This is a genomic window from Polaribacter vadi, assembly GCF_018861005.1.
Lineage (GTDB): Bacteria > Bacteroidota > Bacteroidia > Flavobacteriales > Flavobacteriaceae > Polaribacter > Polaribacter vadi_A.
The window spans coordinates 118,469-142,529 of record NZ_JAHKQL010000003.1; the positions used below are offsets into that span (position 1 = coordinate 118,469).

Below are 24,061 nucleotides of genomic sequence, written 5' to 3' on the forward strand. Positions count from 1 at the left end.
ATCAGGTAACCAATTTAAAGAAAAGATTTTAATTCAAAATTTCATCCAAAGAAAAATGAATGTTTATTAAAGAAACTTTAATGATTTTTATTTTTTTTAAAATTGATTCTTCAATAAGTTCAACTTTTTTAGATTTATCTTTTAATAAATTAAACTGTTTATTTTCTTGTTGAATTTCTTTGTGAAAAAGTTCAATCTTTTTTTGTTCTATTTTTTTTAACTTGTTATAAGTAATACGAAACCAAACACTTAAAAGTAATGTTGTCATACTCATTAAATTTAGAGTTAAAATTAGTCTAGTAGTCATAATTTTTTTCTTTAGTTATTTTTTTGTCTAAAAATCATTGAAATTACATCAAAAAAAAATACGACTAATGCCGTATTTTTTTCCCTTTCACAACATTTAATTTTTATGTCTATTTTAATTTAGGTAATATTTCGTCTAATTGATTTTCTAAAAATGCATTACAAGCATTATAAAAGCCTTGTGCATATTTATCTCCATCAACTTCAATCCATTTTGTGGTTGTAGAATAACGATCAGCTTTAGCATCTAAGTAATTAGAAAACGTGGTAAAAGAAGTTGGTACAAAAGAACCTTGTTTTTGGTATGCAACAATTTTTTGTTTTTTTACAATATCATTAATTTCTAAATCTTCTTTTAAACTACCAGTATAATTAGCTTGTACTTGATCATAAAAAGCAATATTAGAATTTACACGATGTACATCAGATGCTCCTTTTATTTTTACAGAACCAAATAATTTACCTAAAGTAGATTTTTTTTCTTTAAATTTTTGAGGAATGGTAATTGCGTATTCTCCTGCCAAACGTAAATTTGTTTTAATTTTTACCTTTGCAGCTCTTCCTTTCATCCAATCATTACCAGATTCAGAGAAAATTACGTATAAATTTACATCAGCAACAATTACATTGCCTAGTTGTTTTGCAAGTTTAGGTTGTATATTCCACCCCAAACCCAATAAACCTTTTTTCTTATGATAAAAAGTATAATTTTCTGGTACACAAGTAATAATTCCTGTAAGGTTTTCTATTAAATTAGGCCCCGTTGTTTTGTCCCAATCTTTAATAGCATCAACTTTTGCAACTTCTTCTGTAGTAATAATTTCATAACCTCCATCTTCTAATTTTTTCATGTAATTTTTATACAGCAAATTTGTTTTCTCTTGCATTAATTTTCCGTCAATACCACTTAAACCAACTGCGGCTTTTGCTGTTGCACTACTATTGTTGCCACCAATTCTACCTCCATTTCCTCCAGCTTTAAAGTCTATTGCTTCTTTATATACTTCAAAATTTACATTAAAAGAATTTATATAGATTCTTTTAGATGCTTTTTTCATCGTTTTAAATGCCCACTTTTTGTTAGTGGTTTTTAAATTACCAATACTTTGAGCACTTAAAGAAAGTGTTAAACATATAAGGCTAATTGAAAATAGTAATTTTTTCATTTTATGATTTTTAAAAGTTACCCTACAAAAATCTTTAATAATGAAAGTTAAGACAATACGTCAAATGACGTATATTTTAAATAAATAAGGAAGATGTTTTTAGAATTTGATAAAAGAAAACGCTTTCTGAATTTTATCTTTTTTTGCTTCTAAATTTTTAAGAAACTGTTGATGTTGTTCAGAATTCTCATTAAAAGGTCTGTGTAAAATTCCTTTTTGAATTGCATCAATTGTAGCCATTGTTGGTTTAGATGCTTCAGAAAACCAAGTTGCTACAAACCTTTCCCAAATATAATTTACAGCAGTTTTATTCGGATGAATCATATCTTCTGTATAAAAACGATAATCGCGTAATTCATCCATCATAATTTCATAAGAAGGAAAATAATGTGTGTTTTTTCTTTCATCAATTACTTGATGTATAGCTGTAATTAGGTGGCTTTTACTTTGTGTGTTTTCTATAAAACCATCCTTTAAATGTCTTACAGGCGAAACTGTAAACAAAATTGTTACATTCTTATTTAAAGATTTTATCAATGCAATTGTTGAAGCTAAACTTTCTGTAATTTCATTAACAGATAAGAGTTCTTTTAAGAATTTTTTTTGCGGAATTTTATGGCAATTAGCTACAATTTTATCACTTTCAATATATCTGTAAACCCAAGAAGTGCCCAATGTAATCACAATATGTGATGCTTCCTCTAATTTTTTATTTGTTACTGTAATTGCTGAATTTAAATGATTTAATATCTCACTTTTATCTAAAGAACTTAAGCTAGAATGTGCATCAAAAGAATGCCAAATTTCATTTTGATAAATTAAATCTTCTTCAACATATTTTTTTTGGTTGATAGCATTTGTGATTAAGTTTTCTATTGCAATAGGATGAAACAAAATACCAAACGGATTTTGAGATGATTGAAACTTAAAATAGTTTAATTGATGACCAATATTATCAGAAAAGCAAGAGCCAAACAACAACAGTTTAGAGTTGTAATTAATTTGGGCTCTAGTTTCTTTTTTAATGGCGATTTTTGTTTGTAGTTTCATTTCTATAAAAGTGAATTTTACTATTTATCAAATAAAAACGAACTTACATACCAAATTCCAAGACCAGAAAGAATCAAGACAATTAAGATGATAAAAAGTATAATAAAAAAAGAAAATTTACTCTTTATTTTTTTCAAACTATATATTCTTTTGCCTTTTCTAAAACTTTAGGTATTCCTCCAGGATTTTTACCTCCAGCAGTAGCAAAGAAAGGTTGGCCTCCTCCACCTCCGTGAATTAATTTACCCAATTCTCTAACTACAGTTCCTGCATTATAACCACGTTCGTTGGCTAATTCTTTAGAAATATAACAAGTTAACATTGCTTTGTCTTTTTTAGGTGCAGTAGCAAATAATAAAAATAAATTCTGATGTTCTTTACCCAAACCAAAAGCTAAGTTTTTAATTCCGTTTGCGTCTAAATCTACTTTAGTTGCTAAAAACTGTACTCCGTTAATTTCTTGCAATTGATTTTTAATTTCTCCTGATAAATTTTGTGCTTTTTCTTTTAGCAGTTGCTCAACTTGTTTTTGTAAATCAGCATTTTCATCTTGTAATTTTTGAACTGCTTTTACAGGGTCTTTTGCATTGTTTAATAAATCTTTTACTTCGAATAAAGTTCTGTTATTATCAAAATAAAAATCTTTAACAGCATCATTTGTAATTGCTTCAATTCTTCTGATTCCTGCAGCAACAGCACTTTCAGATTTAATTTTAAAATGCCAAATATCACCAGTATTTTTTACGTGAGTTCCACCACAAAGTTCTATAGATTTACCAAATTTAATTGCTCTAACAGTATCTCCATATTTTTCGCCAAATAATGCCATTGCTCCATCAGCAATTGCCTTTTCCATGGTAATATTTCTACTTTCTTCTAAAGGTAGTTTGCCAGAAATACGTGCATTTACAAAGTTTTCTACATCACGTAATTCATCAACAGTTAATTTAGAAAAATGAGAAAAATCGAAACGTAAATATTTAGAATGTACAGCAGAGCCTTTTTGCTCTACATGTATACCTAAAACTTCTCTTAAAGCTTGATGTAAAAGGTGAGTGGCTGTATGGTTACACTCAGTTCTGTAACGTTGTTTTTTATCTACATTTGCTTTAAAATGAGCATTTATATTTTCGGGTAAATTTTTAGTAAAATGAATAATTACATTGTTTTCTTTTTTGGTATCAAGAATATAAATAACATCGCCATTTGCATTTTCTAAATACCCTTTATCACCAACTTGCCCTCCACCTTCTGGATAAAAAGGAGTTAAATTAAAAACTAATTGATACATTGTTCCGTCTTTTTTAGAAGTAACTTTTCTGTATCGTGTAATTTTTACATTGGCTTCTAAAAAATCATAACCAATAAATTCTTGTACATCATCATCAACTAAAACTGTCCAATCTTCTGTAGACATTTCGCTTGCTGCACGAGATCTGTTTTTTTGTTTTTGCAATTCTGTTTCAAAACCTTTTTCATCTAAAGTATATCCTTTTTCTGATAAAATTAAAGCAGTTAAATCTATAGGGAAACCAAAAGTATCATATAATTCAAAAACTTTATCGCCAGAAATTTCTTTTGTTTTTGCTGATGCAATAATACCATCTAACAAAACCAAACCTTGGTCTAAAGTGCGTAAAAATGAAGTTTCTTCTTCTTTAATTACGTTTTCTATCAGTTGTTTTTGGGCTTTTAATTCTGGGAAAGCTGTTCCCATTTTTTTACTTAAAACATCAACTAATCTATAAATAAAAGGTTCTTTTTTATCTAAAAAAGTAAAACCATATCTAACAGCTCTTCTTAAAATTCTACGAATTACATAACCAGCACCTGTGTTGCTTGGTAATTGACCATCAGCAATAGAAAAAGCTACAGCTCTAACATGATCAGAAATTACACGAGTTGCAATATCTTGTTGTTCGTTTTTGCCATATTTAGTATTGGTAATGGTTTCTATTTCTCTTATAATTGGTGTAAAAACATCAGTATCATAATTCGATTGAACATCTTGTAAAACCATACACAAACGTTCAAAGCCCATTCCTGTATCTATATGTTTGTTTGGTAAATCTTCTAAAGAACCATTGGCTTTTCTATTATATTGCATAAAAACCAAGTTCCAGATTTCTACAACTTGCGGATGATCTTCGTTTACTAAAGTTTTACCATCTACTTTTGTTTTTTCTTCTGCAGAGCGAATATCAACGTGAATTTCAGAACAAGGTCCACAAGGTCCTTGCTCTCCCATTTCCCAAAAATTATCCTTTTTGTTTCCTTTTAAAATACGATCTTCAGAAATAAATTGTTTCCATAAATCGTAAGCCTCTGTGTCCATACCTAAATCATCAGCATCATCAGAACCTTCAAAAACGGTTACATATAAAATATCTTTATCAATTTTGTAAACCTCAGTTAACAATTCCCAAGCCCAAGCAATAGCTTCTTTCTTAAAATAATCGCCAAAAGACCAGTTACCTAACATTTCAAATAAAGTATGGTGATACGTATCGTAACCAACTTCTTCTAAATCGTTATGTTTACCAGAAACACGCAAACATTTTTGTGAATCTGTAATTCTATTCTTTTTAGGAGTTCCATTACCTAAAAAGTATTCTTTAAAAGGCGCCATTCCAGAATTAACAAACATTAATGTTGGATCGTCTTTTGTAACCATTGGTGCAGAAGGAACTACTAAATGAGATTTTTCTTTAAAAAAGTTTAAAAAAGTAGCGCGAATTTCTTGAGATTTCATAAAAAAGAAGTTTCCAACAAGTTGGATTTTGTTAATTTATTTTTAAAAAACTGCTATAAAATAAGCAGTTGTAAAACATTTTGTAAATTTGTTTGTTCTTTAAGTAAGGTTATTTAAATATAACGTTACAAAAAACACAAAAATAGTATATTTAAGAATATGGCAAAAGTAAAATATTATTATGATGAGAATACTCTTTCTTACAGAAAAATTGCTGTAAAAAAGAGTGATAAGTATCGTAAAGTAATATTTAGTTTTTTAGGAGTAGTTTTAATTGCATTTTTTGGTTTTATCGGTTTTAGTCAAATTTTAATGTCGCCCTCTGAACGAGCTCAAAAAAGAGAGTTAGAAAATTTAAAACTACATTACGAACTTATTGAAAAAAGATTAGAAGAGAGTTCTTCTATATTATCTCAATTACAAGAAAGAGATAATAATATTTACAGAAGTTATTTTGAGGCAAACCCAATACCAGAAGAACAGCGTAAAGCTGGTTTTGGTGGTGTAAATAGATATAAAAACTTAGAAGGTTTTGATAATTCTGATTTAATTACCAAACTAACAAAAGAAGTAGATATTTTATCGAAACAAATGGTGGTGCAATCTAAATCTTTAGACGAAATTGTAGAACTTGCCAAAGAAAAGAAAGAAATGTTAGCTGCAATTCCTGCAATTATTCCTGTAAAAAAAGGAGATTTTTATGTGGCTTCTGGTTATAAAATGAGAATGCATCCTATTTTAAAAATAAATAAGTTTCATAAAGGGATGGATTTTACAGCACCAAAAGGTACACCAGTTTATGCTTCTGGAGATGGTAAAATACATAGAGCACAAAGAAGTAGTACGTTTGGTAAAGTAATTTATATAGACCATGGTTATGGTTACAAAACCATTTATGCTCATTTAAGTAAAATGGTAGTTAAAAGACGCCAAGAAGTAAAAAGAGGAGACTTAATAGGTTATATTGGTAATACAGGTTTATCTGTGGCACCACATTTACATTACGAAGTACATAAAAATGATAGAGCTGTAAACCCTATAAATTTTTATTACGGAGATTTGTCTTTAGAAGAATTTGCTACTTTACAAAGAACATCAGAAGAAAGTCAGTCTTATGATTAGTGTTTTTTAGTTTTAGAGATAAGAAACAAGAAAAAACTAAAGATGATAGATTGGATTTGGATTAAAAATCTGAAAAAATAATCTATTGTTTACCTAAGCTTCTAAAAGTCTTTTTTAACTTTGAAAAACTGAAAATTGAAAAATGCACATAGATTTACCCGAAAAACGTTATTACAAAATAGGTGAAGTAGCCAAAGCTTTTCAAGTAAATGCATCTTTAATACGTTTTTGGGAAAAAGAGTTTAGTATTATCAAGCCTAAAAAAAATGCAAAAGGTAATCGTCTTTTTACTCAAGAGGATATCAAGAATTTTAAGCTAATATTTAATTTAGTAAAAGAAAGAGGTTTTACTTTAGAAGGCGCAAAGCAAAAGCTTAAAAAAAATCCGGAAGGTATTTATAATAATCACGAAATTATTAGCAGATTAGAAAGCGTAAAAGCAGAATTGATTAAAATTAAAAATCAGTTGTAACAAATGTTTATTTGTTGTGTCTAATCCGTAGGAAAACGTCTGTTATTTTTTAGAATCTAAAGAATAATCGATAATATTGTAACACAAAAAATCAATCAATTAAAATATAGAAATTATGAAAAAATGGTTAATTCCAGTAATAATTATAGCAGTTTTAGCTTTTTATGGATACAGCAGAGCAAAAGGATTTAATAATGATGCAGTTGTTTTACAAGAAGATGCAAAAACAGAATGGTCTAATGTAGAAAGTGCTTACCAACGTAGAAACGATTTAATTGGTAACTTAGTAAAAACGGTTCAAGGAGCTGCAGATTTTGAAAAAAGTACACTAACAGAAGTAATTAATGCAAGAGCAAAAGCAACATCCGTAAACATTAATGCAGGAGATTTAACACCAGATAAATTAGCACAATTTCAACAAGCACAATCTGGTTTAACAGGGGCATTATCTAAATTATTAGTTTCTGTAGAACGTTACCCAGATTTAAAAGCAAATGCAAATTTCTTAGAATTACAAAGTCAGTTAGAAGGTACAGAAAACAGAATAAATGTTGCTAGAGATCGTTTTAACGAAGATGTAAATAAATACAACAAACACATTAAAATTTTTCCAAATTCAATATTTGCTGGTTGGTTTAATTTTGATGAAATGGCTAGATATAAATCTAACCCAGGTTCTGAAAATGCAGTTGATGTAAATTTCGAATTTTAATTTTTAAATCACATAAATGTCTAAAGTAGAAGCTTTTTTAACCAAAGAAGAAGAGCAAGAAATTATTGAGGCTATTCGAATTGCAGAGAAAAATACTTCTGGTGAAATTCGTGTACATATAGAAGCTACAGCAGATAAAGATCATTACGAACGCTCTTTAGAAGTTTTTCATCTTTTAAAAATGAACAATACAAAAGATGAAAATGCTGTGTTAATTTACGTTGCAGTAAACGATAAAAAGTTTGTGATTTATGGTGATAAAGGCATTAATAAAGTTGTGCCTAAAGACTTCTGGAATTCTACCAAAGATGTGATGCAAAATCATTTTAAAAACGCCAATTTTAAACAAGGTATTGTTGATGGTGTTTTAAAAGCTGGTGAAGAATTAAAAACGCATTTTCCTTGGCAAATAGATGATGAAAACGAACTTTCTAATGAAATTTCTAAAGGATAATGATGATTCGTAAACAGTTTTTTAAAGATAGTTTTCAGTGGGCAGATATGTGTAAAAAGTTGTTGTTTGTAACCGTTTTTGTTTTTTCATTAAATACCTTTTCTCAAGGATTTGAAATCCCTGAAACACCTAAGTTTCAAACTAGTGTTTACGATTATGTTAACCTACTTTCTTCAAACCAAAAAAAGAACTTAGAAAATAAATTAGTTCGTTATTCAGACACAACATCAACCCAAATTGTAATTGCCATAATAGCATCTACAGAAGGAGAAAATATAAACTATTTAGCTGCAAATTGGGGAGAAAAATGGGGAATTGGAGATGAGGAAAAAGACAATGGAATTCTTGTTTTATTAGCCAAAGACGATAAAAAAATTGCGATTCAAAATGGTAGAGGAGTAGAGCATTTAATGACAGATTTTCAATCGAAAAGAATTATAGATAGAGTTATAATTCCTGAGTTTAGAAAAGGCGATTTTTATGCAGGTTTAAATAAAGGATCTGATTATATTTTTAGAACTTTAAATGGCGAATTTAAAGGAACTCGACAACAAGAGTCAGAAGGGTTTGATCCTGGAGTTATCATTTTTGTAATTGTTATAATCATCTTTTTTATTCTAATTTCTAGAGGAAATAAAAATAATAGAGGTGGAGGAAGAGGTTATAGAAGAGGTTCTGTAGCAGGCACAATTTTAGATACCATTATTTTAAGCAACGCTGGTAGAGGTGGAGGAAGCTTTGGTGGTGGTTTTGGCGGTTCATCTGGTGGAGGCTCTTTTGGCGGAGGTGGCTTTGGCGGAGGTGGCTTTGGTGGAGGATTTGGAGGTGGCTCTTTTGGAGGTGGAGGTGCTTCTGGAGGCTGGTAAAAACCTATTTTTTACTTTCTAAAGTAAAGAAAATTAATACCCAAAATTTTATGTTAATGAAAAAGCTTATTATATCATTCTGTTTGTTATTTTTTTATAGTTGTCAGAATTTTGGACAATTAGAAATGATTGCTGATTTACCAAAAGTTTTAGATGAAGTTTCTGGAACAGAAACCATAAAAGGTTCTGATTTAATTTGGATGCTGAATGATTCTGGAAATCAACCCAAATTGTTTGCTGTTTCTGAAGAAGGGAAAATTCTAAAAGAGATTTATGTTAAAACGAAAAACCACGATTGGGAAGATTTAACTGCGGATAAAAAAGGTAACTTATACATTGGTGATTTCGGAAATAATAACAGCAAAAGAAAGAATTTAAGAATTTTAAAAGTTGATAAAAAGTATTTAAATAAAAAAAATGCTGAGGTAGAAAAGATTGAATTTGAGTATGAAGATCAGAATAAATTTCCACCGAAAAAGAAAAATTTATTCTTTGATTCCGAATCTTTTTTTTACCACAATAATCACTTTTATATTTTTACAAAAAGTAGAACAAAGAAAAAATACGGAAAAACTTCTTTGTATAGAATTCCTGTAGAAAAAGGAAAACATAAAGCAAAGTTAATTGGCGAATTCGATAATGGTAAAAAAACAGACTCTTGGATTACCTCTGCAGATATTTCTGACGATGGCAAAAAAGTGGTACTGTTATCACAAAAAAATATTCTAATTTTTACAGATTTTAAAGGCGATAATTTTTTGTCTGGTAATGTAAAAGAAATTGAATTAACCCACGAAACCCAAAAAGAAGGAATCTGTTTTAAAGATAATAATACTTTATTAATTACTGATGAAAAATCGGGTGGAGAAGGTGGTAATTTATATCAATTAAAATTCGAATAAAACTACATATTTATACAATAATAAAGCCCAACCTGCTGCTAAAAACAAGCCTCCTAAAGGCGTAATTGGTCCTAAAAACTTTAGTTTCTTATTTTTTGCTGACGAAATAACGAGTCCGTAAATAGAGAAAGAAAACAGAATTACACCAATTATAAATGCATTAACTATGTAATTATCTATGGTTAAAGTATCATCTAAATTAAAGCCTAAAACAAGTAAAGTTATTGCGTGATACATTTGATATTTTACACCAGTTTCAAAACTTTGTAGTTGTTCTGTACTTAGTGTTTTTTTTAATAAATGTGCGCCAAATGCACCAAAAATGATTGCTAAACACCCAAAAATACTACCAGAAATTAATGCTAATTGACTCATATTTTAAAAATCAAAACCTACTTTAAATGCAATACGCATTCCATCATCTCCATTAAAAGCGCCTATATTACCTACAAAGATGTTAGCAGCGTTAAAAAATATTCCACCTCCATAAGAAGTATTTGGTGTTCCATTTTCTGTTATAGGTATGGTTAAATTATCTGGTGTGTTCCAAACTTTACCATAATCAAAGCCACCAAAAACACCAATATTCATTGGTAATAAACTTGTTTTAACACTTCTTAAATTTAAACGTACATCTGTAGTATGATAAAATGCACTTTTACCTGTAAAACGTTCATTTCTATAAGCACGTAAACCATCATTACCTCCAATTGTTGCAGCTTGGTAAAACTCGAAATTATTACCAAAAGTAAATTGCCCTTTTACTTTAGAAGCTAATACTAATCGACCATTAGGTATCAGTTTATGTGTAATTGCCAAAGAAGTATTATTGTAAGCAAAACTTCTTTTTTCATCTAAATTTCTAGTATAGCCAAACTTAGTGCCGAATTCCATACCTAATGTTGTAAAAGCAGGATTATCTGAGTGTTTGTAGTTATAACTTGCTTCTGTATTTAAAAAGTTTTGTTCTTTAAATATTCTATTATCTATAGCGTAATTTGCTTCTAAAAATCTACCTTCAGTTCTTTCAATATCAAAGCTTTGGTAGTTTAATCCTATTTTTAAAGCAGCACCTAAATCTCCTCTTATTTTTATAAACGAACCTAATTGAATTTGACCAATTTTAACTCTATTATAATCTCTGTCTTCATCATCTTTATTTGCTTCTGGATTTAAAGAATTGTTACCATAACCAAAAAAGTTGGATGAATAATTAGGGCTGTTAAACTTTGCTTCAAAACCAAGGTTCCATCTATCAAAAATATTGGCAATTTCTGAAGAGTATCCTAACTCAAAACCATTAGTCGCAAAATAATAGTTTGCAGAAATTACGTGTTGTCTTGTAAAAGGGTTTCTTTCAAAAGAATTGACTAAGAATAGATATTTTAAACCAAGTTTAATGCCATCATCTGGGTTGTAACCAATTGCAGGTGAGATTTTACTCTGCTTATGTTTTAGTTTTTTGTAATCGTAAGTATTGGTTTTATAATCGTCTGTAATTTTTTTATGTATGTTTTTTGTTATGAATGTATTTTTCTTGGATTTATAATCATATACCTTAACATCATGTTGTTTTCTAATGTCGTAAACATCATTATTTAAACCACCAATAATTTTTATTTTAATACTTTTTTTACCATTGGCACCTGTTAATAAAAATTCATCATCATCATCTAAACCATAAATCCAGATTTCTTTGGTAATGTCATATTTATAGCGTCTATTATGAATAATAGTTCCTTTTTTACCATCTTTTATTCTGTAGGCTGTAATTTTTGTATCACCATTAACAAAACGTTCTATCTCGAATCTATCATCTTTATTTGTTCCTGTAATTATTTGAAATTCATTTAAATAATAAAAATAATTATCAGAAATCTTTTGAAGATTTTCTCTTCTTCCTTTTAGTTTTCTCTTAATTTCATTTATAGTTTTACCTCTAACTTCTGTAGGGAAATTAGAAAAAGCACTCTCTATAATTTCATCTGTTATTTGATTTTGAATAATGCTAACCTGTTTATCCCAAACTTTTTTATCAGAAGCAGAAATTAAAGTCATATCTAAAGGATGACCAGATAAATTAAACCATTTTGTACTTTTTATATCCTCTTCGTAAGAACGCATACCTCTTAAAGTTGGTATTAATTTGGTGAATACGTTTAAAAGAATTCCGTCTGCAAAAACAGAAAAAGCCTGATCTCGATCTCTTGGTACAGGTCTGTAAATAATCTTATCATTTTCTTTAAATTCGGCCCATCTCCATTGGTCTTGGTGTCTGTCCCAATCTCCTATTAACATATCAAATAAACGAGCTCTTATATAAGCTTCTTCATCTAAAGTATATTTTTCATCCTTTTTAAGGTTTTTTCTTAAATCATCTGTACTAATAATTTCATCAGAATAACCAAAGTTTTCTTTATCTCCATGACCATCTGCAGTTCTGGCTTCAATCATATACAATTCATCACCATAATCTGTATTGAATTCTCCCAAAGTTTCTTGCTTAGGCACATAATATAATATAGGGTTTGTATGATAAATATTAATTGCATCTGCTAATTGAGCAATGGTAAATGGAGCATAAGGATGTGAGCCTGTAAAAACGTCTAACAACAAGCTTTCTGTATATGTCTTTTTAAACTGACCCTCTACATATTGATCTTTAAAAGCAACCGCTTGTAAATACTGTACAGCATTTTTTCTTAAAGCTCGCATAACATATTCTTTACCCTCTTTATCTTCTAATCGTAAAGATTTAGATTGATGTCCTCCACCTCTTCTAATAGGTTTTAAACCACCATATAAAGTATCTAAACTTACTGTTGGCGCATTTATTTTTTGACCAAAAAATTTTCTGTATCTCTTACCCCAAAGTAAATTATAAACACCACTTTTTGTAGTTTCTTTATCTGTATAAATAGAGGCTTCTTTTTCTGATAATTCTGCATTTGGGAAAGCATCAAACTTAATAATACTATCAGCTTCGAATACATTAGCTTCATAAACAATTTTACGATCTTTTGCAGTATAATAATGCACAGTAGAAGAACCATCTGTATATATGTCTAACCTTGCAAAACCTTGTGTGCCATAAGAAAATAAACCTCCGTTTACATTTTTTGTAGCTGTAACTTTAGAGCCAGAACCACTAACTATTTGTGGTATGTTGTCTTGCACAATATATTGTAAGTTATGCTCATGACCAGAAACAAGAATTATTTTTTCGTTTTGCTGTGCTAAACTAATAATACGTTTTCTAAGTTCATTGTATTTATCATTTTGTTGATCTGTATTTGTAACTCCAGATGTTTTTCTTAAAATATTTAAGGCACTACCAAAAATTGGCAAAGGTTTCATATGGCTTTTAAAAGAGTAATAACCTCCATGAGGACCATTTGTAAATACAGGATGATGTATGGCTAAAAGTGTCGTTTTTCCTTGCGATTTTTTAATCATTCCTTCTAACTCTTCAAAAAACTTTTCGCGAGTTTTAATTTGGCATTCATCATTAATTCCTGGGTGATTGTCCCAGTTTGTAACATACCAATGAGAGTCTATAACTATAATATTTATGTCGTCATTTACCTCAATTTTTTCTAAGGGACATCCATTTTCTGGTAAAAAAGTATTTTTACCTAAAGCATCTTCAACTAGTTTTTCTTGTCTTTTTAACCCTTTTAAGCCACTGTACCAATCATGATTTCCAGGAATAAATAAAGTTTTTCCAGGAAATTTTTTTCCAATATCTGTTTGTACTTTTAATCTGTATTTAGAAAGTTCGTGTAGTTTTTTTCCTTTAGATGGAATTCCTTTAGGATAAACATTATCTCCTAAAAAAATTAAAGTAGAATTTTTATTTGCCTCTTCAATTACCTGATTTAAATAAGATAAAGCAGAATCTCTTTTATTGAATTCAGAATTACCAGCATCACCAACAAGATAAAATGAATGAAGTAGCTTTGCATCTTTTTTCTTTATGTTAAATTTTTGACCTTCTGTAACTTGCATTTTTACAGTGGCACAAGAATGTATAAATGAGATTAGTAAAAGCGCAATACAAATTTTCAATATTTTCATGGCGTAAAAATAAATATTTAAATTGACTTGTTGTACGAATCTAAATCTTGTTTGGTATCAATATCTACTAGATTTGCTTTTATTTTAGGTGAAAGTGTATTTTTTGTGTTTTGATTGATGAAATTTTTAGCGCCTTTATCTCCTTTTATCAATAATAAATCATCATAATATTTTGATGAAAATAGTGCTGGTACTCCAAAAAAATCGCCATAATTAGAAGCAATAATCTTAGAACTATTAGCATAAAATAAAGAGATAAGTGTATTTAGATAACTAATTTCTATTGCTGGTTGATCTGCTAATAAAACCAAAACCCCATCAAATTGTAATTGATTTTTTTTAAAATAATGAATGCCAGAAACGATACTAGAACTTAAGCCTTCATTATAATTATTATTTAAAATAAAGTTGATATTTTCTGTTTTTATTTTCGATTTAATCAAATTAGCATTTGCACCTAAAACACAAAAGATATTTTTTATTGGTAGTTGTTTTGCTTTTTCTAAAGTAAGTTCTAAAAGGGTTTGATTCCCAATTTTTTCGAGCTGTTTAATACTTTTCATTCTCGAAGATTTACCAGCAGCTAATACTAAAACAGCAATATTTTTCATTTAAGAACTATGAATTTTTCCATTGATATTCCTTAAAGAAAAAGGTTCTTTTTGTCTGATAACAGATAATATTTCTGCAATAATAGAAACCGCAATTTCTTCTGGAGTTTTAGCGCCAATGTGTAAACCTGCAGGTGTGTATATGTTCTCTAAAAACTCATCAGTAATTTCTGGTGCAAACTCAAAAAGCTCATTAAATAAACGTTCTCTTCTTTTTGGTGCACCTAAAACACCTATGTATTTGGGATTGTATTCAGATAATTTTACCAAATATTTTAAATCTTGCACATAACTATGATTCATAATTACAATTGCTGTGTTATCTGAGATATCAGAAAACTGAATGGTTTCTGGAGTATTACCAACAACAGAATTTGCGCCAGGAAAATCGTTCAATAATTTGCTGTCTTTTGCAGACGTTATTACATCAATTTCCCAACCTAAATTTGCAGCAATTTTACACAGTTTTACAGCATCGTGTTCACCACCAATTATGATCAATTTAAAAGCTGGCTGCAAAATTTGCGAAAAAAGTGCGATTTCATTTTTTTCTTGATGTATGAATGATTCAGAAAATGTAAATTTTTCTTGATTATAAAAAGTAACTACAGAACCAAAATTGCCAAAAGATTCATCCTTTTTAAAGAAAAAGCTGTCAATTTTTAAGGCTTCACGTTTATCTAGTGCTATTGTAAATGTTTTTAGAAAGTTATCATCAATATAAAAAGGTTCAATTAAAATATATAAAATACCTTCGCAACCTAATCTATATCTGCCATCGTAAGTAATTACTTTGGGCTTATTATCAGAAAAAACAGATTTTGCTCTTTGAATAATTTCTTTTTCTACACAACCACCAGAAACTGCACCAACAGAGTTTAAATCTTCAGAAATAAGCATTCTAACACCTGGTTTTCTATAAGATGAACCTTCTAAATGTACAACAGAAGCCAACACATTTTTCAATCCTTTATGTTGATTGATGACAGTCTGATTTATTATTTCTTTAAGTTCGTGAATCATTAAAAAATTATTTATACAACACCAATATATAATTTTTAAATCAATTCTGTTTCAATAACAGTTTGTGTAATTAAGGTTTTATGTACAGGACATTTAGAGGCTATTTCTTTTAATCGTTGTTTTTGAGCATCATCTAAATTACCAATAAATTTTAGTTTTTTTTGCAAATGATCTAAACGAGTTGGCTTTTCTAAGTCAATTTTTAAATCTTCGCTATGTTTTTTAGAATAAGTGATGTAAACAAAAACCTCTTGTAAATCCCATTTTTTACGCTCAGCATATAATTTTAAAGTCATCACTGTACAAGCAGCTAAACCAGCACTTAAATAATCGTAAGGAGATGGTCCAAAATCGTCTCCACCAACACTTGTAGGTTCATCAGCAATTAAAGTATGTTTTTTTGTTTGGATGGATGTTGTAAAATTATCTTCAATTAAATTTAAATGACCAACCAATTGTTCACCTTCTGTAGATAACATTTTGTTTTCTTCTTTAGGGAAATATTTATCAACCCAAGTACCAATCATATTACCCACATAAATGCTGTCTTTTGCATTTGATAGTAAATGATCTGCGTCATCTAAACTCATAAAACTCTTTGGGTGCATAGCATTTAAATAAATTTTTTCTGCATTTTCTATACCTACAATTTTATCGAAAGGAGCGTGCATTACCAAAATTGGTTTTCTTAGTTCTTTGGTAATTTTTGGTAAATCTGTTTTGCTAAAATCTTTTACAAAATCTTGATTTATTTTAAAAGGCCTACCACCAATTTGTACTTCTACTTCACCTTTTTCTTCAATATCATTTAAAGAGTGAGAAAATAAATGTGTTACGTGATTTACGTTTGCTGGTGCACCTATAGTTGCAATTGCTTTTATATTATTTAATTGAGATGCAGCAACAATAACTGCAGCACCACCCAAAGAATGGCCAACTAATAAAGCAGGTGCTTGGTAGTTTTCTACTAAATAATTATTAACATCTAAGAGATCTTCTACGTTTGCAGAAAAATGACTTTCTGCAAATTCGCCTTCACTTCTACCTAAACCTGTAAAATCGAAACGTAAAACTCCAAAACCGTTATTAGATAAAGAACGACTAATGTTTTTAACTGCATTAAAATTACTGTTGCAAGAAAAGCAGTGTGCAAAAATTGCAAAATGATTCGGTTTTTGATTTGCTGGTAATTCTAAATATGCTTGTAATTTAAAACCTTTTCTATTCTTAATTTCTAATCTAATCGTATTCATAAAGTTTTGTTTTTATGTTAATTCCATTGTAATTCTTTTCTTTCTTGCCAATATAATTCTGGCGAAATTTTAAAAGAATTTAGTTGTTCAATATCATTGTTAGAAAGTAAAAATGAGTTCGTTTTTAAATTTTCTTTTAATTGATCTAAATTACTTGCACCACTTAATACAGTGCTTTTACCAATTGTTTGGTTGCAATATTTTAAAGCAATAGCATCTAAACCAACATTGTGTTTGTGAGCTAAGCTTTCTAAAACTGTATACATTTTATTGTAGTGTGGATATTTTTTATTTCTAAAAACTCTACCATTAGCTAAAGCTTCTTTTATAACTATTGATTTATTTTGGAGTTGTAATTCATCAATAATTTCTGATAAACTTTGGTCTAAAAAATTGTAAGTAACTTGATAAACATCAAATAATTGTTTACCATCAACCAAAACATTTAAAGCATTCTTAATCACTTCAACTTGATTTGTGCCTGTTGTAGTTAAACCTATTTTTAAATTGTGTTCTTTTTTTAAAACTGCCAATTGCTCTAAAACTGATTTGTTTTCTAAAATTCCAGTTTCTAAGGTAGCAGAATGAATTTGATATACTTTTAAATAGGGCAGAAGTTGTTCAGAAAACTGCCATTGTTCATTTAGCTTTACCAAACTATGCTCTTTAACTTCATGCACTTTTGCATTTGCATTAAAATTTGCAGTATATGTATAACCCCATTTTGTGGCAACTTTAATAGTTTCATCATTTTTGGTTTGCAACCATTCTAACAATAATTCTTCTGCTAAACCATAACCAGGAGCTGTATCAAAATATCTAATACCTAAGTTGTATGCGTTTTCTAAAACAGAAAAACTTTGTTTTTTAAAGGCATCTAAATCTGAATTGTCTACATTTTTCTGACGAATATTTATGTATTGAGGTCTTCCTAAAGCTGCTGTTCCTAATCCTATACTCATATATTTTTTTAATTTTTCGAATTTTTAATCTCTTCAGTTTTTTGAAACTTAAAGTTTTTTCTAGTTTTAAGAACTACAAGATAACATGGAACAACCCACTTTATTTCTAGCCCATTCTGGTCTTTTTGCAAACCATTTTTCATTTTCTGGTTGTTCTGTATAAGGTTTTTTTAAGAGTTTAAAAAGCTTGTCAATTAAAGTGTAATCACCTTTATCTGCAGCATCAATAGCCAATTGTGCCATATAATTACGCAATACATATTTAGGATTTACAGCATTCATTTTTTCCTTTTTTTCTTCGGATGAAACTCGTTCTATAGCCAATCTTTTAGCATAGTTTTTAAACCAAGATTTCCATCTGGTTTTTACATCATCTGTAAGATTTTCTATATTGTAAAAAGCACTTTCTATTAATTTTAGTCCAGTTTTATCATCAGAAAAATTACTTAAACTTCTAAAGAAAATGGTCATGTCTGTTTCTATCAATTGTAAATTATCTTCTAAATTTTGAATCAATTCAACATCGTCTTCATCAGAAACAAATAAGCCCAATTTGCTTTTCATCATTTGTAAAGATTGTTTCTCAAAGTCGGTTTTATATTGATTTAAAATAGCTTCTAAAGGTTCAACTTCTTCAATAATTGGGTACAAAGCATTTGCGAGTTGATACAAATTCCATAACCCAATATTTGGCTGATTTCCATATCTGTAGCGTTTGTTTTGTCTGTCTGTTGTATTAGGTGTCCATCCAAAATCGAAACCTTCTAACCATCCATAAGGTCCATAATCTATGGTTAAACCTAAGATGGACATGTTATCAGTATTCATAACTCCGTGTACAAAACCCACTCTTTGCCAATCAATAATCATCTTTAAAGTACGTTCTGAAACTTCTTTAAAAAAGTTAATATAGGTTTCTTTTGATGGTTTTCCTAAATGTGAAAAATGATGTTTGATAGTGTAATCTGTTAAAACTTTTAAGTTTTTTACATCTTTTCTGGCAGTAAAAATCTCAAAATTCCCAAATCTTAAAAAAGATGGAGAAATACGAGAAACAATTGCACCTTTTTCATAAGCCGGATTTCCATTGTATAATACATCTCGTAAAACTTCGTCTCCAGATAAACTTAAAGATAATGATCTTGTAGTTGGAACACCTAAATGAAACATGGCTTCTGCACATAAATATTCTCTAATTGATGAACGTAAAACAGCCAAACCGTCTGCAGTTCTAGAATAAGGAGTTTCGCCTGCACCTTTTAACTGTACTTTCCAGTTTTTATTTTGATGTTCAATCTCGAATAAATTTATGGCTCTACCATCACCTAATTGTCCTGCCCAATTGCCAAATTGATGACCTCCATAACACATTGCAAAAGGTGTTGTATTTGGGTAAACTTCATTACCAGTAAGAATTTTTTTAAAGAATTCAGTTTTAGTTTCTTCTTTTGTGATGCCTAATTCTGATGCCATTTCTTGCGAAACGTGAATTACTTTGGGTGCTTTTGTTTTTTTAGGATGTACATAAGAAAATACTGATTCAGTAACTTGTCTTCTTGAGTTTTCAAGAATTTTATCCGAAGGCAATTCTGATGTAAATGTATTTTTTAGGTTCAGTTTCATATAGTGATTTGCAACGGATTTTAAACTCCTTGTAACTTTAATTTATCTGCGTGTAATTTTCTTAATTTAGATAATTTTGGTTCAATTACAAAAGTACAATAACCTTGTCTTTTGTTATCTCTATAATAATTTTGATGTTCTTGTTCTGCATTGTAAAAAATATCTAAAGCGCTAATTTCTGTTACAATTTTATCATTATAATAAGGCTGAATTTGTTCTAAAACTTCTTTTGCTATTTTTTGTTGATTATCATTATGATAGTAAATTACAGATCTGTATTGTGTGCCTCTATCTGCACCTTGTCTGTTTAATGTTGTAGGGTCGTGAGTGGTCATGAAAATAACCAAAATGTCTTGGTAAGAAATTACATTAGCATTAAAAGTTATTTGAATTACTTCTGTATGACCTGTTAAACCCGAACAAATTTCTCTATAAGTTGGTCTGCCAGGAGCATTACCACCAGAATAACCAGATACTACTTCCTCTATTCCTTTTACTTCTTGAAAAACAGCTTCTGTACACCAAAAACATCCACCACCAATTGTGGCAATTTGTAAATTTTTATTCATTTTCTTTTTTGTCTAAAATCATAGATTCAGAGTTTATGCAATAACGCAATCCACTTGGTTCTGGTCCATCAGGAAAAATATGCCCCAAATGAGCATCGCAAGTATTACACATTACTTCAACTCTAACCATACCAAAAGAAGTGTCTTTGTAATATTTTATTGCGTTGTCTTTTATAGGTTGTGTAAAACTAGGCCAGCCAGAGCTAGATTCGAACTTAATTGTAGAATCGAACAAAGGCGTGTTGCAACAAACACAGTTGTATTGTCCTTCTTCGTAAATACTGCACAGTGCACCAGAATGTGGTCTTTCTGTACCTTTTTTACGTGTAATTCTATATTGCTCTGCTGTTAATTGTTTTATCCATTCTTTTTCTGGTTTTTCAACTTTTTTATCTGGAATAGGATTTCCTTTTACAGTATAATTAATTATATTTTTCCAAGTAAGCATCTTTATTGTTTTGTATTGTTTTTATAGTCGTAAAAATTACTATAAATTTACGACTAAATGAATAGAATAAAAAGTTGATTTTATTACTTACTTTTGATTGATTAAAAAAAATAATTATGAGCGAATTAGTTTCTAAAGCAGAACTTTATGTATTAAATTTTTTAAGTAAAAATTTAGATGAGAAGTATGTGTATCATAATATTTCTCATACACAAAGAGTTGTAGAAAACACAACTGAGATTTGTGAAAATATAGAAATTAGTGAAGAAGAAAAAGATGATGTTTTATTAGCTGCTTGGTTTCATGATACTGGTTTTATAAAAGGTTCAGCGAATCATGAAGAAGAAAGTGTTAAGATAGCCGTTAATTGGTTGCAAGAAAATGAAGTAAATGCTAAAAGAATAGCAACAATTTCTAGAATTATTTTAACCACAAAAATGGGTGCTAAACCTGTAGACAAATTAGAAGAAATTATTGTTGATGCAGATTGCGCGCATTTGGCTTCGAAAAATTTTTTAGATTATACCTCTTTATTAAGAAAAGAGTGGGAGTTAACAGACAAAAGAAAAATGTCTGAAATAGATTGGATTGCTGGTAATATTGAGTTTTTTACCATTACACAGAAATTTTATACAGACTACGCTTTAAAGAATTGGAGTAAAAGAAAAGCTAAAAATTTAGCTAAACTGATTAAAAGTCAGAAAGAAATAGCTGATAATACTAAGAAATTTAATCAGAAACAAGAAGCTTTAGATATTAAAAAGAATAAGAGTGATGTACCTGAAAGAGGTGTAGAAACAATGTTTAGAGTGGCTTTAAGAAACCACATAACTTTAAGTGATATTGCAGATACAAAAGCTAATATTTTACTTTCTGTAAACGCTATTATAATTTCGATGTCTTTGTCTACTTTAATTCCTAAGTTAGACAATCCTTCTAATGATTATTTATTAGTGCCTTCTATAATTTTTGTGCTTTTTACTGTTATTTCTATGGTTTTATCCATCTTAGCAACAAGACCTAATGTTACCCAAGGAAAATTTACAAAAGAAGATGTTGCTAACAAAAAAGTAAACTTGTTGTTTTTTGGTAATTTTCATCAAATGAAATTAGAAGAGTTTGAATGGGGAATTCAAGAAATGATGAATGATAAAGATTATTTATATGGTTCTTTAACCAAAGATTTATACTTTTTAGGTTTAGTTTTAAACAGAAAATACAATCTTTTAAGAACTACTTATACTGTATTTATGATAGGTATTATTGTAAGTGTTATTGCGTTTTCTATAGCTTTTGCAATGCAAGGAACCAGCCCACATACTTTATAAAATCTTTAAAATTATGCTTCTATTTCTTTCATTAAATCGTTAAAAGAAAAAGTTTCTTTTTCATTAAAAAACTCTTGGTAAATAACTTCGACTCTAAGTGCTTTTAGCCCAGAAACACCTTGTAAATCTTCTAACTCTAGGTATTCTAATTTACCTAATTGATTTTTTGATTGTAAGTATGCAATGTATTTAGAATACTCTACTGCGTCTTTATCTTGCGAATACACAATTGCTATTTTACCAGGTACAGTTAAACGATCTTGAGTGCCTTTAATATTTGCTTTATCTATACGTTTTTTTATGATTTCGTATCTAATATTATATGCACCATCTACATCAAATTGCTTTTCATCCATTCTAAATTTTATAGCCATAGGATTACTGTGTACCAAAATTAATGAAGCAACACGTAAATCATTTTTCATATTATTACGTTCGTAATAAGCTAAGTTTTCCATTTCATAAGTAACTTGCAATTGCCACAAACGTAAGTTATATAAATACAGATTGTCATAAGTTTTTGACTTTGTAATAGATTGCCCTATATACATATTGTACTCAACTCCATCTGTTTTATAACGCTCAAAATAATGTGGAAACATTTCTTGAACATCTTTTTGCTTTGTGTCTATGAATCTTGCTAGTTTATCATTTAAATGAGTAACACTATCTTCGTATTCTTTTCTTTTCTCGTAGACTACATTCAGCTCTTTGTCTAAACGATTCATATAAATTTTTACTTTCAAAGAAAGCTCTTTACTAATATCTTTTATATGACTAAAAACAGGATAAATTTCTCTACTTAAAAAATCTAAAATACTAACTTCATCACCAGCATTTAAACCATCTTTAACATCTTCTAAATAAGAAGATACACGATACATTAATTCATTGTAAATTGGTAAATGTTCTGTTTTACAAGCATCTTCTAAAACCGAAATTGCTAATGTTAATTGAGTTGTTAAATCTTCTTGAATAGCTACGTTTCTAGCATTTGAAGAACCTTTAATATCACTTTGCCCAAATAAAGGGTAAACTTCATCAAAAACGATTTGATCTAACTTCGCATTTTCGCTTGTTAAAGATTCTTGATGATATTTTTCTGCAGCTTCGTAAAAACGCCATTTTACAGCTGGGTGAATAGAAGTATAATTCTCTTGTATAGTGGCTTCTAAAACATTTTGACGTTCTTCGGATGTTCTTTTAACAGCAGCTTCAAATACTGGAATTATATCTTTTAATTTATTAATTGTTACTGAGTTTAAATCATAAGCTCTTTGTGATGCAATTTCTAATAAGGCCAAATCTCCATTTCCTGTAGCAACAATTGGTATTAATATTATACTTTGTATACCAGAATCATGTAAGTTTTGATAAAAAGGATTTTTATGGGTATTTAAACCATATTGTTCTACATCAGAAATTATAAATGTTTCATGATCTACAAAAACTTTTTGCATAATACCTTCGCAAAAGTAATTTTCATCACATTTTATTTCTGCGTTTTTATTTAGAATTATACTGTTCGATTTTTTTCCAACAGTTGCGCAAACTTTAGTATTGATATTATCGAAAATAGAAAAGCCTAATTTTAAGTCTTTAATGCTATAAAAATCTCTTAGGTTGTTTTGTAATTTATAGATTAAATCATCTCCACCAGAAAGTAAATTGGCTTTTATTTGAGATAACATTTCTTCGGATGTTACATCAAACAAACTCACTAAACCAAACCCTTTAAAAATATAACTGTTTGGTGGAAATTTTTCTCTCCAAATGTCTATGTTTTCAAAGTTATTTAATAATTCTTGAAAGTCTTCTTGAGTTAATTGAGGTGCCTTTTCTGTTGGTGTAACTTCAGAAAAATCAGCATTAAATGCGGCTCTATAATATTTCATTGTTCCTGTTGTTTTATCAGGAATATCAAAATAAAAAGGTCTTTTTACATCAACATTATAACCATATACAAAGCCTAAAATAAATGTACAGGCCATAATGTACATGCTATCGTCCTCAAAATTACGAACGTTAAATTCGTAATCATCACCAGCATTATCTATAATATTTTTAAAACGATCTGTAAATTTAAACGACGTAAAAGAAAAAGGTACACTTGCTGCTTTTATTTCGTTCATCAACAAAGGTTCAGGAAATAAAGGGTTTAATAATAACTCTATTTCTTCCTTGTTTTTTTCTAATAAAGAATAATCTGAAAATCCTTCAATTAATTGAGGATGCTTTTGGAACAATTCTACCATATTTATAGCAGCACTATAAAAAGGATGAGTTTTATACTCATCATGAGCATATTTTTCGAACATCACAAATACTTTTTTAAAGGACACGAAAAGCTGTAGAGGTAGCTCTA

At 29.1% G+C, this 24,061-nt stretch carries 21 protein-coding genes; 7 read left to right on the forward strand and 14 right to left on the reverse strand.

What is annotated here, in order from left to right; translation table 11 throughout:
• Positions 1-28 precede the first annotated feature (28 nt).
• The 4 genes from KO506_RS02435 to alaS all read right to left on the reverse strand — a co-directional run bounded on the left by KO506_RS02435 (position 29) and on the right by alaS (position 5,274).
• Entirely contained in the window at positions 29-268 is a 240-nt protein-coding gene (locus tag KO506_RS02435) for a hypothetical protein (protein WP_215993307.1), read from the reverse strand.
• A gap of 148 nt (positions 269-416) precedes the next feature.
• Positions 417-1,472: a hypothetical protein gene (locus KO506_RS02440; protein WP_215993308.1), complete on the reverse strand. Its 1,056-nt coding sequence runs from the start codon at positions 1,470-1,472 to the stop codon at positions 417-419.
• 99 nt (positions 1,473-1,571) lie between these two features.
• Positions 1,572-2,522 carry a GSCFA domain-containing protein gene (locus tag KO506_RS02445; RefSeq protein ID WP_215993309.1) on the reverse strand — a complete coding sequence of 317 codons (951 nt, stop codon included), beginning with the start codon at positions 2,520-2,522 and terminating at the stop codon, positions 1,572-1,574.
• A 133-nt stretch (positions 2,523-2,655) separates the two neighbouring features.
• Entirely contained in the window at positions 2,656-5,274 is a 2,619-nt protein-coding gene (gene alaS, locus KO506_RS02450) for an alanine--tRNA ligase (RefSeq protein ID WP_215993310.1), read from the reverse strand.
• A gap of 159 nt (positions 5,275-5,433) precedes the next feature.
• On the opposite strand from alaS, the gene KO506_RS02455 reads away from it, so the two are divergent.
• The 6 genes from KO506_RS02455 (at position 5,434) to KO506_RS02480 (ending at position 9,802) form a co-directional block, all read left to right on the forward strand.
• The gene (locus KO506_RS02455; RefSeq protein ID WP_215993311.1) at positions 5,434-6,396 is read left to right on the forward strand and encodes a M23 family metallopeptidase; all 963 of its coding nucleotides are present in this window, start codon (positions 5,434-5,436) and stop codon (positions 6,394-6,396) included.
• 142 nt (positions 6,397-6,538) lie between these two features.
• Positions 6,539-6,868 (forward strand): MerR family transcriptional regulator, encoded by a 330-nt coding sequence (locus KO506_RS02460; RefSeq protein WP_215993312.1) that lies wholly within the window; start codon positions 6,539-6,541, stop codon positions 6,866-6,868.
• Positions 6,869-6,983: 115 nt separating this feature from the next.
• Positions 6,984-7,580, forward strand: a complete 597-nt coding sequence (locus KO506_RS02465) for a LemA family protein (protein ID WP_215993313.1) — start codon at positions 6,984-6,986, stop codon at positions 7,578-7,580.
• Between the two features lie 16 nt (positions 7,581-7,596).
• Positions 7,597-8,034: a TPM domain-containing protein gene (locus tag KO506_RS02470; RefSeq protein WP_215993314.1), complete on the forward strand. Its 438-nt coding sequence runs from the start codon at positions 7,597-7,599 to the stop codon at positions 8,032-8,034.
• Positions 8,034-8,900: a TPM domain-containing protein gene (locus KO506_RS02475; RefSeq protein WP_436836410.1), complete on the forward strand. Its 867-nt coding sequence runs from the start codon at positions 8,034-8,036 to the stop codon at positions 8,898-8,900. Before KO506_RS02470 ends, KO506_RS02475 begins: the two co-directional genes overlap by 1 nt.
• A 56-nt stretch (positions 8,901-8,956) precedes the next feature.
• The gene (locus KO506_RS02480) at positions 8,957-9,802 is read left to right on the forward strand and encodes an SdiA-regulated domain-containing protein (RefSeq protein ID WP_252726756.1); all 846 of its coding nucleotides are present in this window, start codon (positions 8,957-8,959) and stop codon (positions 9,800-9,802) included.
• Here KO506_RS02480 and KO506_RS02485 read toward each other — a convergent pair.
• From KO506_RS02485 to msrB, 9 genes are all read right to left on the reverse strand, one after another.
• Positions 9,788-10,177, reverse strand: coding sequence for a DUF423 domain-containing protein (locus tag KO506_RS02485; protein WP_215993315.1), 390 nt, complete (start codon positions 10,175-10,177; stop codon positions 9,788-9,790). The two genes, KO506_RS02480 and KO506_RS02485, sit on opposite strands and share 15 nt — an antisense overlap.
• Before the next feature lie 3 nt (positions 10,178-10,180).
• The gene (locus KO506_RS02490; RefSeq protein ID WP_354667546.1) at positions 10,181-13,810 is read right to left on the reverse strand and encodes a metallophosphoesterase; all 3,630 of its coding nucleotides are present in this window, start codon (positions 13,808-13,810) and stop codon (positions 10,181-10,183) included.
• An 86-nt stretch (positions 13,811-13,896) separates the two neighbouring features.
• Positions 13,897-14,490, reverse strand: coding sequence for a nucleotidyltransferase family protein (locus KO506_RS02495; RefSeq protein WP_215993317.1), 594 nt, complete (start codon positions 14,488-14,490; stop codon positions 13,897-13,899).
• A complete protein-coding gene (locus tag KO506_RS02500) occupies positions 14,491-15,513 on the reverse strand; it encodes an XdhC family protein (protein ID WP_215993318.1) in 1,023 nt (340 codons plus the stop codon).
• Between the two features lie 35 nt (positions 15,514-15,548).
• The gene (locus KO506_RS02505) at positions 15,549-16,766 is read right to left on the reverse strand and encodes a bifunctional alpha/beta hydrolase/OsmC family protein (RefSeq protein WP_215993319.1); all 1,218 of its coding nucleotides are present in this window, start codon (positions 16,764-16,766) and stop codon (positions 15,549-15,551) included.
• 17 nt (positions 16,767-16,783) lie between these two features.
• Positions 16,784-17,728, reverse strand: a complete 945-nt coding sequence (locus KO506_RS02510) for an aldo/keto reductase (RefSeq protein WP_215993320.1) — start codon at positions 17,726-17,728, stop codon at positions 16,784-16,786.
• A 66-nt stretch (positions 17,729-17,794) separates the two neighbouring features.
• Complete coding sequence (locus KO506_RS02515) at positions 17,795-19,351, reverse strand: protein adenylyltransferase SelO (protein WP_215993321.1); 1,557 nt, start codon at positions 19,349-19,351, stop codon at positions 17,795-17,797.
• 20 nt (positions 19,352-19,371) lie between these two features.
• Entirely contained in the window at positions 19,372-19,920 is a 549-nt protein-coding gene (gene msrA, locus KO506_RS02520) for a peptide-methionine (S)-S-oxide reductase MsrA (RefSeq protein WP_215993322.1), read from the reverse strand.
• Positions 19,913-20,368 carry a peptide-methionine (R)-S-oxide reductase MsrB gene (gene msrB, locus KO506_RS02525; protein ID WP_215993323.1) on the reverse strand — a complete coding sequence of 152 codons (456 nt, stop codon included), beginning with the start codon at positions 20,366-20,368 and terminating at the stop codon, positions 19,913-19,915. Before msrB ends, msrA begins: the two co-directional genes overlap by 8 nt.
• 116 nt (positions 20,369-20,484) lie before the next feature.
• Here msrB and KO506_RS02530 point away from each other — a divergent pair, with 116 nt between their 5' ends.
• Positions 20,485-21,696, forward strand: coding sequence for a Pycsar system effector family protein (locus tag KO506_RS02530; protein WP_215993324.1), 1,212 nt, complete (start codon positions 20,485-20,487; stop codon positions 21,694-21,696).
• Positions 21,697-21,707: 11 nt separating this feature from the next.
• Here KO506_RS02530 and KO506_RS02535 read toward each other — a convergent pair whose 3' ends face one another.
• On the reverse strand, positions 21,708-24,014 hold the full coding sequence (locus KO506_RS02535) for a GAF domain-containing protein (protein WP_252726757.1): 2,307 nt from the start codon (positions 24,012-24,014) through the stop codon (positions 21,708-21,710).
• Positions 24,015-24,061: the final 47 nt, after the last annotated feature.